Raw genomic sequence first — 12,992 nt, 5'->3', positions numbered from 1 at the left:
GAGGACACGCGCATCTCTTCCCGACGACTTCAATCCCGGCCGCGTTGCGAACTTCGAGGGTGTCCCGTATGGCATCGCGAAACTGAGCAACGACGCATGCGGCTCGGAAGATCAGGTAGAAGCTCGGGTCCGCTCCAAGCCTGTTGCGTGTCGGCATATGTGAAGAGGACAAGCTGTTGGACGGCGCAACACCGAATATGGTCACCGAGGATAGCCTGCGCGATCTGCTCTCAGATGGATACCTCATCGAAGTGATCTGCAACCAGACCGCCGAGAAACGCCATAACAGTTGGTATGGCTCCTGGGTCGTGCACGCGGTGACGAAGGATGGCCAGTATGCGAAGATGCTAGTCACAAGCCGAAGCGTCTTCAAATTGCGCGAGTTCAAGACAATCGTCGGGCTCGTCAGTTTCCTGGCCGATATGGGGTGCCTCTCGGCGAATATCCCGCTGGTCGCGGGACGACGTGAGCGCCATGAGGCTTCAGGAAGTCCCGCGACAGCGATCAGCTAGAAATACTCATCCACACACTCAGCAGTCTGACGGACCAATTGCCGCGGAACTGCGCACCTCTGCGAACTCATAGTGCGAACGGCAGAGGGCGCTCCGACTGATGTCATGGTAGAACCGGGGCTTAAGCCCCGATCCTCTTGATGCGGATCCCGAGCTTGCGGGCCTTGTCGACGATGTTCTCGGTGATGCCCGAACCGGGGGTGGCGATCAGACCCTGCGGCATCGTCTCGAGCATCTTGTCGTTGCGCTTGAAGGGAGCGGCCTTGCCGTGGCTTTTCCAGTCGGGCTTGAAGACAACTTGAGTGACGCCACGGGTATCCGCCCAACGGGCCGCGATCATTTCTGCACCTTTAGGCGTGCCGCCGTGCAGCAGCACCATATCGGGGTATTTGGCATGCGTGGCATCGAGAACGGACCAGATCAGATCGTGGGCCTGATAATCCCCGCCCGAGAAGGCGATCCGCGTGCCTTCAGGGCAGTGCACCTCGGTCTCCTTGCGGCGCTTGGCCGAGAGATAGGCCCGGCTATCCACCACGGCGGAGGTGAGACCGCGATGCGAGACCTTGGATCCGGTGCGGGGCAACCAGGGCGAGCCGGTGGCGGCCGAGAAGTGGTCCACGGCCAGATCGCGCATCTGCTCGAAAGCGTCGCGATGGTCCCAGAGCTTCAGCCCGATCATCTGGAGGCGCTCGAGTTCGACCGAGGCGACCTCGGAACCATCCTGGATGGCCTGACTTTCCCGGACCTCGAATTCGTTGTCGTCGAGGAGCTTCTGGATATGGGTAAGCCGGCGATGGAAGATCGAGGTGAGGGACCAGAGCATCTCTTCGAGATTGTCTTCCAACTGGCTGCCGGTGAGGAGGCCGATGGTGGTCTCAAAAAGCGTCGCCATGGCGAGGTCGACCTCGTCGGGCTGGGGCAGGGGGCGGTGATCGGTCTCGCCTGGTCCCGGCGTTGCACCATGAAGTGCCAAGTGGTCGAGGATGGCGGCGGTCACGCCGGTTTCCTCTTGGATGTCTGTCTGATGGGGCATTGTCTGGTTCCTCTGTTTGATCTGACCCGATTTGGATGGGGCGAAAACAGGACCGGCGGCGACCGGGCCGCATCCGTCAGGATCGGAGCAAAGCGGAGAATGCGCCGCGGGCCGGAAAATTGGTCCCGCGAGGAATGGCCCGAAGGGGCAGGGGAATTTTCTGGGTCAGGGGGCATTGCTGCGCGGGCGAGGAGCACTCTGCTCCGACCCGCCGGTCCATCGCTCCCCTTTTCCAAACGGGATCAGATTAAACCGGCGGAACCTTTGCCCTTTCGGACATCCCTGGGGAGGTGGGCGGTCACCCGTCCTCGATCTCCAGACCTTGTGCTTTCATGGCCCCTAACAGGGACCGGCGCAGCGCATCTCTGCCAAATGCCCGCAGATCGTCGTTGAAATCGCCCATGTTTGGCACGAGATCAATACAGGAAATTCCTAGCGATTTCAGTTGGTTACGCAATCTCATTGATGCGTTATGGCCAGCTTCGTCATTGTCCCGCGCGATCCAGATGCGTTTGATCCCCGATGGCGGAATGAAGAGGCCGAGATGGGTGGTGGTGAGACAGGAGGCGAGGTCGAACTCCGGGAGAGCCGTGCCGACCGAGAGGGTGTTCTCGAGCCCTTCGCCGACAATGAGATCGCTGCGAGGTGAGCCGGACCAGAAGCGGATGGCATGGCCGTGAAGCTGCCCGAGGATCCGTTTCGGGCTCTCGATCGCGGCCAGACCGCCGGTGGACGGGTCGAGATAGACCCTTGCGCATCCGGTGATCTGGCCCCGATTATCGGTGATCTTCGCGAGCAGGGCAGGGGCCTTTTGCGGCAGATCGAAGTCGTCCTCGCCTTGCCACAAAAAAACCCGGGGGTGATAGCGCAGGGCAGGTCCAAGCCGTGTTATCCCGCGAGTTTGCAGATAGGTGGCAGCCAAGGTGCCCAGGATCGGCTTGCCAGCGGCAAAGAGTTTGCGCGCCCGCGCGATGCGTTTGCTGGAATCTGCATCCGGGCGCTCAGCTCTTTGGGTTTCACGAGGTACGGTGGGGCAGGGGGCCTCGCCGAGGAAAGACCGGGCCTCCCTCAGCGTTTCCTTGAGCGTGACCGATCCGAGCCGTTGCTGCAGCAGGTCGATCAGATCGCCATACTCACCCGTCGCATAGTCGGTCCAGGACCCAGCCTTGCGCCCACGTTGAGCTTGCAGGTGGATGGCGAGACTCTGACCTTTGGCCCCCGAGGTATCTCCAACCTGCCAATAGTTGCCCTGCTTGCGCCCTTCGGGGAAATAGTGGCGGCAGAAACTCTCGGCACGGTCTGCCAGATCGGCCGAGAGGTCTGCGATGCTGCGCCGCGTAATCATGCGGCGGCCTCCGCGGCGCTTGCGCCAACCGGATGCGCGGCAAGAACCCGTGCCAGAACGTCGGTGCCATCCACCGGGATGAACACCCGCGTCTTCCACTGGATCACCTCGGTGAAACAACCCATCGCCTTCAGTGCGGGCAGGGCCGTGCCCGACGCGCCGATGAGTTCAAGCCTCGGCTGACCCATGACCAGCGACCGGCGCAGCTGGTAGCCGCCAAGGAGGCTCAGGGTCGTTCGCGCCTCCATCACCGCGCCGAACACCTCCTGCGGCGTCATCTCGATCTGGCAGTCGAGCCCGAGCCGCGCGTAGACATTGAGAAGCTGCTCATGGCTAACAAGACGACCGATGGCGCGCTCCCCGTCTTCGGTCTGAAGGCGATAGATGCGCATGTTGTCGGCGGGCAGCCGGTCCCAGATCGGTAGAAGGAGGCCGCAGATCAGCGTGATCTTCGAGGTGGTGAACTCCGGCACCGCCTCAACCTCGGCCTGCCAGAGCTGTTCGAACATCGCATCATCGATCTCTTCCCAGTGCGATTTCGAGAACTCGGTCAGCGCGTGAATCTCGGTCGCCATGGGGCGCAGGAGCTTCACCCGCAGGATCGGCACGCCGTCCTCATCCATGAAGGCCGGCGCCTTCACCATCAGCGCAGCACGTTTGGAGGAGGTGTTCCAGCACAGCGTCGCACCCTTCGTATCGGCGCAGATTGCTTTGACGCGGGGCAGGGTCAGCGGATCGTTGCGATCGGTGCGCTCCACGGTGAGCGCGGTCGCCGTCGCCCCCGTCGCCTCATGCTCGAAGATGACCTTGCGGTCGACGATCTCGAATTTTTCGGCGCGCAGGGTCTCGAGGCCGACATCGAGCGTGCCCGCTTGGCGCGCGTCCTCAATGATGGCCGAAAGAAACCCGCCGAAGGCCTCAAAAATCGCGTCCTGCATGTCGATGCGGAGCGCGAGACAGCGATTCAGGAATTGCTGGATCGGCGGCAGGTTTTCTTTCATGGTGCCATCCGCCTCATCGAGCGTCAGCCCGGTCATCTCCTCGAACTTCGCGTAAGAACAGGCGTCGATCTTGCCCGCGCGCAGCTTGTAGAAGAAGTGCCGCAGCGCAGCGCGCGCGTAGGGGCTCTCGAGGTTGTCCTCGGCGCGGAACATGTTCTGACCTCCGGTCTCGCGTTGCCCCTTCGTGATGGCCCCAAGCGTGTCGAGACGGCGCGCGATGGTGGAGAGAAACCGCTTCTCACCTTTGACATTGGTCGCCACAGGCCGGAAAAGCGGCGGCTGCGCCTGGTTGGTGCGGTTGGTGCGCCCGAGCCCTTGGATCGCATTGTCGGCCTTCCAGCCCGGCTCCAGCAGGTAATGCACCCGCAGGCGCTGGTTCTTGGATCCAAGATCCGCATGATAGCTGCGCCCTGTGCCGCCCGCATCGGAGAAGATCAGGATGCGTTTGGCGTCGTCCATGAAGGCCTGGGTTTCGCCGAGGTTTGAGGAGGCGGGTCGGTTCTCGACCTTGAGGCGTCCTTCGCGTGTTTTCACGATACGCCGCTTGCGGCCCGTGACCTCGGCCACGGCGTCCGCGCCAAAATGCCAGAGGATCTGGTCGAGCGCGCCCTGCACCGGAGCGAGCGCCCCAAGATGCTCGATCAGATCATCGCGGCGCCGCTCCGCCTCGCGGCAGATAATCGGATTGCCATCGCCATCGCGGGCGGGGCGCGAGCGCAGATCGCCATTCTCGTCGGTGTAGGGCTCAAAAAGCTGCGTCGGGAAGGAGTGCATCAGGTAATCCATGATATTCTCGCGCGGGGTAAAATCGACCTGCAGGTCCTCCCACTCCGACGTCGGGATCTCCTCGAGCCGACGTTCCATCACAGCCTCGCTGGTCGAGACCACCTGGATCACCGCCGAATGACCCGCTGCCAGATCCGCCTCGATCGAACGGATCAGGGAGGGGCACTTCATGGCGGTGATGAGGTGGTTGAAGAAACGCTGCTTGTTGCTCTCGAAGACCGAGCGCGCGGCGGATTTCGCCTGGGCGTTCAAGGTGCCCGTCTCGGAGGAAATGCCCGAGGCCTGAAGCGCGGCTTCAAGGTTGTTGTGGATGATCTGATAGGCATCGGCGTAGCTGTCATAGATCGCGATCTGCGCGGACGTCAGCTCATGCACCAGCATCTCGTATTCGACCCCGGCATAGGAGAGGGACCGCGCGAGATAAAGCCCGAGTGCCTTCAGGTCGCGCGAGATCATCTCCATGGCGGCAATGCCGCCGGCCTCCATCGCAGCAACGAATTCGGCCCGTGTCACGAAGGGGAAATCACCGGTGCCCCAGAGCCCGAGCCGGGAGGCATAAGCGAGATTGCCGACGACCGTCGCACCGGTGGCAGAGACATAGACGACGCGCGCATCAGGCACAGCGTTCTGCAGTGCGAGCCCCGCAAGACCTTGTTGGGACGCCTTCTTGTCGCCGCGGTTGGACTTTTCTCCCGCAGCATTGGCCATTGCGTGGCTTTCATCGAAAGCGATGACCCCGTCGAACCCTTCGCCCAGCCAGGACGTGACCTGGTCGAGGCGGGAGGCTTTACCCTCGCGTGTCGCAGAGCGCAGCGTTGCATAGGTGACGAAGAGGATGCCCTCAGGGAGAAGGATGTCGCTCCCCTGGCGGTATTTCGAGAGCGGCACGATATCGCTTTCGCGGCCACCGAGCGCCATCCAGTCGCGCCGCGCATCCTCGATGAGCTTGTCGCTCTTCGAGACCCAGACTGCCCGGCGGCGCCCCTGCAGCCAGTTGTCGAGGATGATGCCCGCGATCTGCCGCCCCTTGCCGCAGCCCGTGCCATCGCCGAGAAACCAGCCTTTGCGCAGGCGGAAGACGCCTTCGTCACCCTCGGCCGCCGCCATCAGCTGGCCTTCGATCTCGCCGCGCTTGAACCAGCCTTTGAGATGCGTCTGGTGCGCATTGCCTGCGTAGATGACGCTTTCGAGCTGCGGCGCGGAGAGAAGGCCATCCTCGACGAGGCTCTTTGGCAGGAGCGGGTGGTAGCTCGGCACGGGCGGCGGCACCGAGGCCATGGCTGCGGATTGCACGAGTGCTGTCGGATGTTCCGCCGCTCCGTCGATCCGGATCGCCTGCAGGTCATAGGCCTCGTAGACCGTGTCCTGCAGCGCGCCGTCGGGTTCGCTCCAGGCTTTCGGCAGATAGTCGAGCGGTGCCGTCGCGATGTCGTCAAATGGATGCCTCGCACGTTCTTCGGCAAGGGCACGGGTTTCCTGGCGGGCGGCGTTGCGCAGGGCGTTCAGGTTGGTCCGCGCCGCGGGTTTCGGCACCGCCAAGGCCGCGCTGGTGGGGCAGGGCGGAGGGCTGCACCGCTCCGGGCAATGCGCGAGCACTGCGGAGAGGAGATCGCCCGTGGTCGCGCAGATCGGATGATAGGCGGCCTCGATGGCGACCGGCTCAGTTTCTTCAGCGCCAGCCGGGCGTTTGTCGATCACTGTGAGCCGCGTGTCGATCGTGGTGCCGTGCCGCGCGAAAACCTTGCCGTCGATCGCGGCGGAAAACACCACGTCTGCGCTTTGTGCGATCCGATGTAAAGTTGACTGGAAAGATCTCGTGGAGGGGCGGAAGCTCTCGCCAGTGATGATGACAAGACGTCCGCCCGGCGCGAGGCGTGCTAGTGCGGAGAGCACATGCTGGCTGGTGGCCTGCAAGAACTTGCCCTCGACATGGTTGGCCGCAGAAAACGGCGGGTTCATCACGATGACCGAGGGCACGATGGACCGGTCGAGGCGGTCGTCGATTGAAGCGGCGTCGTGGTTTGACAATGCGGCATCGGGAAACAGCAGTCCCAACAAGGCGCGGCGGGTCTCCGCAAGTTCATTCAGCGCCAAGCGAGCGCCAGATATCCGTGCGAAGATTGCCAGCATGCCGGTGCCAGAGGATGGCTCGAGGACCAGGTCGTCGGCCCGAACCCCCGCCGCCTGCGCAACAATGGCCGCAAGGGGCAGAGGGGTCGAGAATTGTTGCAGACGGATACTGTCTTCCGAGCGCCGCGTGTGCGACGGGGCCAGGCCGGCGAGACGTTCGATCATTGTGAGGAAGGCCTGCGGCGAGGCCGCCTGGCGCTGCATCAATGCGCCGTAGCGCGAGAGCATATAGATCTGGGCGATCTCGGCGGCCTCATAGGCGTCTTTCCAGACCCAGGCGCCGCTCGTGTCGCTGGCGCGGAAGGCATCCTCCATCGCGGTGCGCAGGGCAGCGGCGTCGAGAGACCTTCCCGCTTCGAACAGGGGAACGAGGGCTGTCGCAGCCTGCATGAGATGTTGGGCAAAGCCTGTAGCCTCGCACAGGGCAGGGGCTTCGGGCTCGGCGGCAAGCGGGACGGAATGGGGGTGAGCGTTCATCGGCAATCTCCGGGGTTGAGGGTTGGCCCCAAGCTCCGTGCGCACTCTCTCGCCCGGGAGGGGTCACCCCTCCCGCCCTGCCTCTCGCTCTTTCATGGGATTGCTGATCTCCGCCCTGCAGCGGAAACTTGTCCCCAGAATCTGGGGATGGGTCTGTGGGCGCTGCCGCGTAAGCCCTTGTCAGCTTGAGGCATTGCCAGCTCGCCTAAGTCTTGGGCGGTTTGCGGCCTGCGCATCCGAAACAGGTCCGTCGTCGACCGATCGGCGGCCGTACGTATCCGGACAACCTTCAGGAAGAGCTCTGAAAAAGAAAAAGGCGGCATCCGGGAGGAGGTGTATGCCGCCGTTTAGCTTAGATCGGCTCAGGGAGGAGGAGAGAACCAATCACATTAGAAGCATAGTGGTCATGCTGCGACCGCACAATAGCCGGGCCATGACATTTCTGCATTGCAGCAATGCGAGGTCACTTGGGACTCTCGCAATAAATGGACTGTGTGTTACCTTTGCCCGCCTCTAAGGGAGAGCCTGCGCTTGAGCGGCAGCGGACTGGGGTGTTTGACCCGGCGACGGTACTGGCACAGCGTGTCGCGCCTCGGGCAAACAGCCCGTCTCATAGTCGCCGACGAACCCCCAGGAGGCGTCGACTTCCTCGCCATCGCGCTCGATGACATAGCCGTAGACCCGGCCGCTGAGATAGGCGTCGTAGCTGACGATCTCTGCGCGCAGGATATCTTCAGCCTTTTCATGCAGCGCCTTGGTGACGCGTTTCACACCGAACTCCGTCCGGACCGCCTCAAGCGTCACATAGACATAGCCAACCTGGCCGGAGTCCCACGGGCAGTGGAACCCGATGGTGTTCATCGCGAGACCGGAATGGTCATAGAGGAACACAGGCAGTAGCACTGACTTGGACTCGGCGCGGTCGCGCAGCTGGTCCATCGAGAGGTCGCTCTGGTCTGAGACACCAGCGAGATCGCGTAGGAACGCCTCGGGACCGTCGAACTGGTGGCTGTCACCCAGCCGATAGCGCCGATGCCAGCAGATCAATGTGCCGAGGTTGGACCACTGACGCGGGCTTTCGGCGTCGGTGTCATGGTAGATCTTGACGGTGTGGCCTTGGTAGGCCTCCTCGTAGACAGGGTCGTGCATGTCGTTATCCTTTCTTGAAACGCAATCGACCCGCCGAGCCGGTTGGGGCTCGAGCGGGTCGATTGCGACGTGGTCAGGTGGTTGGTGAGTTTGCCGCTCGACGGATCAGGCGGCGTCGCGGTTCAGGCGATGCTGGACGTGCTCGACCGAGACCTTGAGAAGCCAATCCTCAAACCCGAGAATGGTCTGGTGATTGGCCACCGCCGCGATCCAGACCGCGCGCGGATCGCTGCCGATCTGCGTCGGATCGTTGTCTATCCGGCCATTGGCCATCCACGGCTCCGGCTGAATGCGGGCGAGCCAGTCCGCCAACGACGGGATGCGCCCCTGGCAGTCTTCGCGCACATGCTGCTCGCCAATCCAGCGGATCGGGACGACCCGGCCCGCGCTGTTGGTCAGGCTGTGTCCGAAGATCCGTTGGGCATCATAGATTCCGGCCGTATGATGGCGGTAGGCTCGGTGGACAAAGAGGGCCAGGTGCTCTTTGGATGAGTCAAACCAGTCATGCACATGCTGGTAATCATCTGGAACTCCACCGAACTTTCGGGCCGAACTTTCGGCGTGATGGAGGGGATGTGCCATGTGTTAAAGTCCCTCGTGTTCGGTGGTCGCAGACGCGATATAGCGGTTCGAGTGGCTGACATCGATCTTGTCCGCCTCGAGCGACCAGGTCAGTTCGCCGTAGCCGCCCTCGTTGTTCTCGAAGCCTGGGCTCAGAGCATAGGCAAAATCCCAACCGAAGTCTTCGACCCGGCGCCGCAACTCCTCCGTCAGGGTGATCGCATCAGGCGTCACCACGACATCCTCAACGTTGCCGGAATCTCCGTAGCCTTCGTATTGCACCTCGATGCTCGTCGCACCGAGGGTGCGCAACTCGGAGAGAAGCGCCGCACGGGTCTCGACCCGCTGTTCAGCAGCCGGTCTCTGAGATTCGAGCATCTGCGCGTAGAAATCAGTCGCTTGTGTCATGTCTTTGGTCCTTTGGAATTGGGAGAGGGGAGGGCGACCGCTCAGCCAGGCCGCCCTGGTGGTTTCCTCAAGCGGGCTTCAGGCCGCCGCGTCGCCGCGGTTTTCAGCTGTCCGGTCAACCAGGTTGAAATAAAGGTTCTCGGTCGCGCGCTTGAACCCAGGCGGTTTGCGCGGGGCGAGGCAGCGCACCGAAGCGCTGCAACTCTCGCCATGCTCCATCGCGAACTGCGTCACCTTGTCGATCAGGTCATCCATGCCAGCGGCCTGGATGCGCTTTTCGGGGTAGCTCCCCAGCATCTGGAACTGGGTAACAACAAAGGCGCCATCGCGATGCGCGGGATAGAGGGTGATCTGGTAATCGAGTGTCTTGGCCATTTCTGGTCTCCTGCGGCGGGCGGAACGCGGGCATCGCGCCCCTTGGAACCCGGCAGCACGAAAGGACCGCCCTCGAGGTGAGGGCGTTCCGGGACACTGTTGGAGATGCGGTGAGCGTTCAGTATTCCGACGGCAGAAGCAGGGTCAGCACGCGACGCGTCTGTTCGGGATCGGAGGGCTCGGGCGAACCGTACTGATAATCGACGTCATACAAGTCGATCTTGAACCAGACCGTCATGTCCTCAAACTCGATGACCCCCATCTCATGCCAGCCCTGCGGGTCGCTGTCGGCATCGAACCCGTCAAACGCGGCAACACGGCGGGTGAGCTCCAGTTGGGCGTCAGGCCCAAGCGCCGCGACGCCGCGTGTCATCACGAACTGGCCCTGCGGGGCATCGGCAACAGTAGTGTTTCCGAGGATGGAACGTCGAAACGCATCATTCTGCGTGGCGATCAGTGCTGCTTCCCGAACGGGATCGAGGTCAAGGGTGGTGGTCATGGGATGTCTCCGGGGACGGGCCAGCCGATCCGATATCGGCTGTAGGCAACCCGCCAGCCGGAAAGGGCCGCCCTCGATGTGAGGACGGCCCAAAGTTCATGTGGTAATCAGATCGGTGTTCGCGTCGTCAGGCCGCGTCCCCGCTGAGAAAGGCGGGCAAGGACGACGGTTCCTCACTCTCCGCCTCGGCCAGTACGTCTGCGGCGGGCACGTCGCCTTCCTCCGCCTCGGACGCATCGCCAATCATTTTGGCGTCGGCCTCAGTCGCACCGGCAAACACCATCCCGTCGGGCAGCCAGCGCGTCGTCTTTGCAACCGTCGCGGCGTCGAAACCTTCCGTCTCGCTGGCGGTTTCCGCGAAAGCCCGCTCCATCGCGGCGGAGATATCGCCCTTGCGCTCGCGATTGCGATCCTCGGCGTAGTCGTCACCAATCAACTTGCGCGACGTGGCAACCGCATGGCCCTTGTTGACCCGACCCCAGTAATTCTGCGCCGTCGGGCGCCAGCAAGCCGCGACGTCGACATCAAGCCGCGCACCAATCTCTTCGATGATCGGGGAGGGGCGATTGTCGGAGGACAGCTGCGGTTTGACCGCCAAACCCGTTGCCCAGGCGAACAGCGCCTGCTTGTCCGCGATGGGCAGCGCCGACATCGCCCGGAAGTCCTGGGGTTTCTCCAGCGTCATCCAGTCAGTAGCGAGATCCTGTTCCAGCGCCTCGAGCATCTTTTGGGCAACAGTATCTGCATGCAGCACCTCGCGGTTCTGCACCTGGAAGGGACGGATCGAGATGTCGAGCGCCTCGTTGTTGTAGGACCGCCCCAAAGCCTGTTCGCAGAGCGCGTAGAGCATCGCATCGAACGCCACCTCGAAATCCGCCGCGAGATGTGCCCTGAGGATATGCTGGCGCGTTGCGCGCAGATCATCGGCCAAGCTCGCCGAAATCCCATCGGCTTTGCGCAACGTCGCGGCCGGGTCGGAGCTCGGCACCGGCGTGGAGGAGGTCGGCGGCGTCACCTGTGGCCGGGCAGGGGAGGGGGCGCCATCCGCATTTTTGGTGGTATCGTCGGGCTCGGGCGCGGCCGGAATATCCTCCGGTCGCACGAGGCCTTTCTCGACCCGAAGCGCCCCGTCATGACCGATGGTCAGAACGACACCGGCAATAGCGCGATCTTCGTCCGCATAGGGTTGCCGTTCGCGCTGAAGGGCCTCGATCTCACGCAGGCGCGGCTCAATGGCGTAATATTCCTCGGTTTCGGCGTCAGTCCAATCCTCACCGTCATTCTGCGCCGCCAGTTCTTCCTCGCGCGCGATGAGACGCTCTTCCTCGGCAAGCAGGTCCGGATCGGGGTCGATATCCTGCGGATAGACCCGCCCGAAACTGCGAAACGCGCCATAATCCACCGAGAGATGCACCTCGACCCATTTCCAGTCGGCCTCGAAGGGTTTGGCCGCAGCCTGCAACTTTTCGATAGCGAGGCGCTCGAGGAGGTCGGGGTTTTCCATATGGGCGCAGGCACGATCATCGAAGAGATCACGCAGCAGAACACCACCCGCCGCCTCATAGGCCTCGATACCGACAAAACGCCCCAAGGCCGAGTTCGCCGAATGCGCCGTCTCGGTCAGCTGGCGTTTGATGCTTTGAGGATGGATGTGATAGCTACCCTTCACCGCGTTCCAGACCGCCAGTTGACGATCATGATCGTCGGTCAGCGTGAACGCCATGACGCATTCGAGGGTCAGATCGCCTGCGCGGAACTGCTCGATGATCTCGGGCGCGACACGAGCGAGTTTCAAACGGCGGCGCACCAGGTCGACGGAGACGCCGAATTTCAGCGCAATCTCGTCCTCGCTGCGGCCTTCAGCGATCATCTTGTCGAAAGCTTCGAACTGGTCTGCCGGGTGCATGGCAGCGCGCTGGAGGTTTTCCGTGGCGGAGGTGAGGACAGCGTTGCGCTCATCTTCGACGAGGCAGGGCACCGGGTGGTCTGCGGGGATCACACCGTTCTCGGCGAGTTGTTTCAGCGCCTTGAGGCGGCGACCGCCGGCATCTACCGCAAAACGTGTCTCTGACAACGCATGAACCACCAGGTTCTGTTTGATGCCCGTCTCGCGGATGCTCGCGAGGAGTTCTGCATCATCGCTGGCGCTTGCCGCGACTTTGCGGACGTTGAGCGGGCTCGGCTCCAACTGATCGAGCGGGATCATTCGGATGTCGGCGGCGCCGTCAGGCGCGGCCGATCCGGATGCTTCGGTCTTCTTGGAGGTGGCGGGTTTCGGGCGAGTTGTGGTCTTGGCCATGATCAGGGTCCTTGTCATGCCGGACCCGGATGAGGCTCTCTCTATCCTTTCAAGCCCGGCACCCGGGCTTCCCTTTCTCGGACTTTCTCAAGTGACACTTTCAGTTCTTGGCTTAGTGTCAAAATCCAAAACCAGTAGATGACGACTAGTGCGAGAACGATAGCGGAGAGGAAAACCTTGTGACTTCGGTCATGGCGCGTCGCCACACACCTCCAATCCTTGAGCCTGCCGAACGTGCTTTCGGCCCAATTGCGGCGCTGGTTGTACTTCGCGCAGGCTGTCCGTTGCTTTGGGTTTGGAATTAAGTTTTGTGTCCACGCCGCCCTTAGTGCGACAGATAAGGTGGCATCGCTCCCTCTTTTAAAGACCCTACCGGTCGCGCAACGGAGCATCTTCAGGTAGGTTACAGCGAACTTT

Annotated in this window: 10 protein-coding genes; 1 reads left to right on the top strand and 9 read right to left on the bottom strand. The window is 62.5% G+C overall.

What is annotated here, in order from left to right:
- The first annotated feature begins 176 nt into the window (after positions 1-176).
- Positions 177-512: a hypothetical protein gene (locus MF270_RS23300; RefSeq protein WP_238368169.1), complete on the top strand. Its 336-nt coding sequence runs from the start codon at positions 177-179 to the stop codon at positions 510-512.
- A 121-nt stretch (positions 513-633) separates the two neighbouring features.
- Here MF270_RS23300 and MF270_RS23295 read toward each other — a convergent pair whose 3' ends face one another.
- The 9 genes from MF270_RS23295 to MF270_RS23255 all read right to left on the bottom strand — a co-directional run bounded on the left by MF270_RS23295 (position 634) and on the right by MF270_RS23255 (position 12,575).
- Complete coding sequence (locus tag MF270_RS23295) at positions 634-1,545, bottom strand: DUF2493 domain-containing protein (RefSeq protein ID WP_238368168.1); 912 nt, start codon at positions 1,543-1,545, stop codon at positions 634-636.
- A 298-nt stretch (positions 1,546-1,843) separates the two neighbouring features.
- A complete protein-coding gene (locus MF270_RS23290; protein WP_238368167.1) occupies positions 1,844-2,890 on the bottom strand; it encodes a DUF7146 domain-containing protein in 1,047 nt (348 codons plus the stop codon).
- Positions 2,887-7,284, bottom strand: coding sequence for a strawberry notch-like NTP hydrolase domain-containing protein (locus MF270_RS23285; protein ID WP_238368166.1), 4,398 nt, complete (start codon positions 7,282-7,284; stop codon positions 2,887-2,889). The genes MF270_RS23290 and MF270_RS23285 overlap by 4 nt, the downstream gene beginning before the upstream one ends.
- A gap of 513 nt (positions 7,285-7,797) precedes the next feature.
- Positions 7,798-8,433 (bottom strand): hypothetical protein, encoded by a 636-nt coding sequence (locus MF270_RS23280; protein ID WP_009574135.1) that lies wholly within the window; start codon positions 8,431-8,433, stop codon positions 7,798-7,800.
- Between the two features lie 105 nt (positions 8,434-8,538).
- Positions 8,539-9,015 (bottom strand): DUF6915 family protein, encoded by a 477-nt coding sequence (locus MF270_RS23275; RefSeq protein ID WP_009574134.1) that lies wholly within the window; start codon positions 9,013-9,015, stop codon positions 8,539-8,541.
- A gap of 3 nt (positions 9,016-9,018) precedes the next feature.
- Positions 9,019-9,402: a DUF6878 family protein gene (locus MF270_RS23270; protein ID WP_009574132.1), complete on the bottom strand. Its 384-nt coding sequence runs from the start codon at positions 9,400-9,402 to the stop codon at positions 9,019-9,021.
- 78 nt (positions 9,403-9,480) lie between these two features.
- Complete coding sequence (locus tag MF270_RS23265; protein ID WP_009574130.1) at positions 9,481-9,777, bottom strand: hypothetical protein; 297 nt, start codon at positions 9,775-9,777, stop codon at positions 9,481-9,483.
- A 118-nt stretch (positions 9,778-9,895) separates the two neighbouring features.
- Positions 9,896-10,276, bottom strand: a complete 381-nt coding sequence (locus MF270_RS23260; protein ID WP_009574129.1) for a DUF3768 domain-containing protein — start codon at positions 10,274-10,276, stop codon at positions 9,896-9,898.
- Between the two features lie 127 nt (positions 10,277-10,403).
- On the bottom strand, positions 10,404-12,575 hold the full coding sequence (locus tag MF270_RS23255) for a ParB/RepB/Spo0J family partition protein (protein ID WP_009574128.1): 2,172 nt from the start codon (positions 12,573-12,575) through the stop codon (positions 10,404-10,406).
- Positions 12,576-12,992: the final 417 nt, after the last annotated feature.

Origin of the sequence: Mesobacterium pallidum (assembly GCF_019966535.1) — a bacterium.
GTDB lineage: Bacteria > Pseudomonadota > Alphaproteobacteria > Rhodobacterales > Rhodobacteraceae > Mesobacterium > Mesobacterium pallidum.
This window is presented reverse-complemented; position numbering and strand designations above follow the sequence as displayed.

Bases quoted from the DNA above. Each gene is read 5' to 3' on its own strand.
- MF270_RS23295 (WP_238368168.1), bottom strand. From the start codon at position 1,545: ATGCCCCATCAGACAGACATCCAAGAGGAAACCGGCGTGACCGCCGCC.
- MF270_RS23290 (WP_238368167.1), bottom strand. From the start codon at position 2,890: ATGATTACGCGGCGCAGCATCGCAGACCTCTCGGCCGATCTGGCAGAC.
- MF270_RS23285 (WP_238368166.1), bottom strand. From the start codon at position 7,284: ATGAACGCTCACCCCCATTCCGTCCCGCTTGCCGCCGAGCCCGAAGCC.
- MF270_RS23280 (WP_009574135.1), bottom strand. From the start codon at position 8,433: ATGCACGACCCTGTCTACGAGGAGGCCTACCAAGGCCACACCGTCAAG.
- MF270_RS23275 (WP_009574134.1), bottom strand. From the start codon at position 9,015: ATGGCACATCCCCTCCATCACGCCGAAAGTTCGGCCCGAAAGTTCGGT.
- MF270_RS23270 (WP_009574132.1), bottom strand. From the start codon at position 9,402: ATGACACAAGCGACTGATTTCTACGCGCAGATGCTCGAATCTCAGAGA.
- MF270_RS23265 (WP_009574130.1), bottom strand. From the start codon at position 9,777: ATGGCCAAGACACTCGATTACCAGATCACCCTCTATCCCGCGCATCGC.
- MF270_RS23260 (WP_009574129.1), bottom strand. From the start codon at position 10,276: ATGACCACCACCCTTGACCTCGATCCCGTTCGGGAAGCAGCACTGATC.
- MF270_RS23255 (WP_009574128.1), bottom strand. From the start codon at position 12,575: ATGGCCAAGACCACAACTCGCCCGAAACCCGCCACCTCCAAGAAGACC.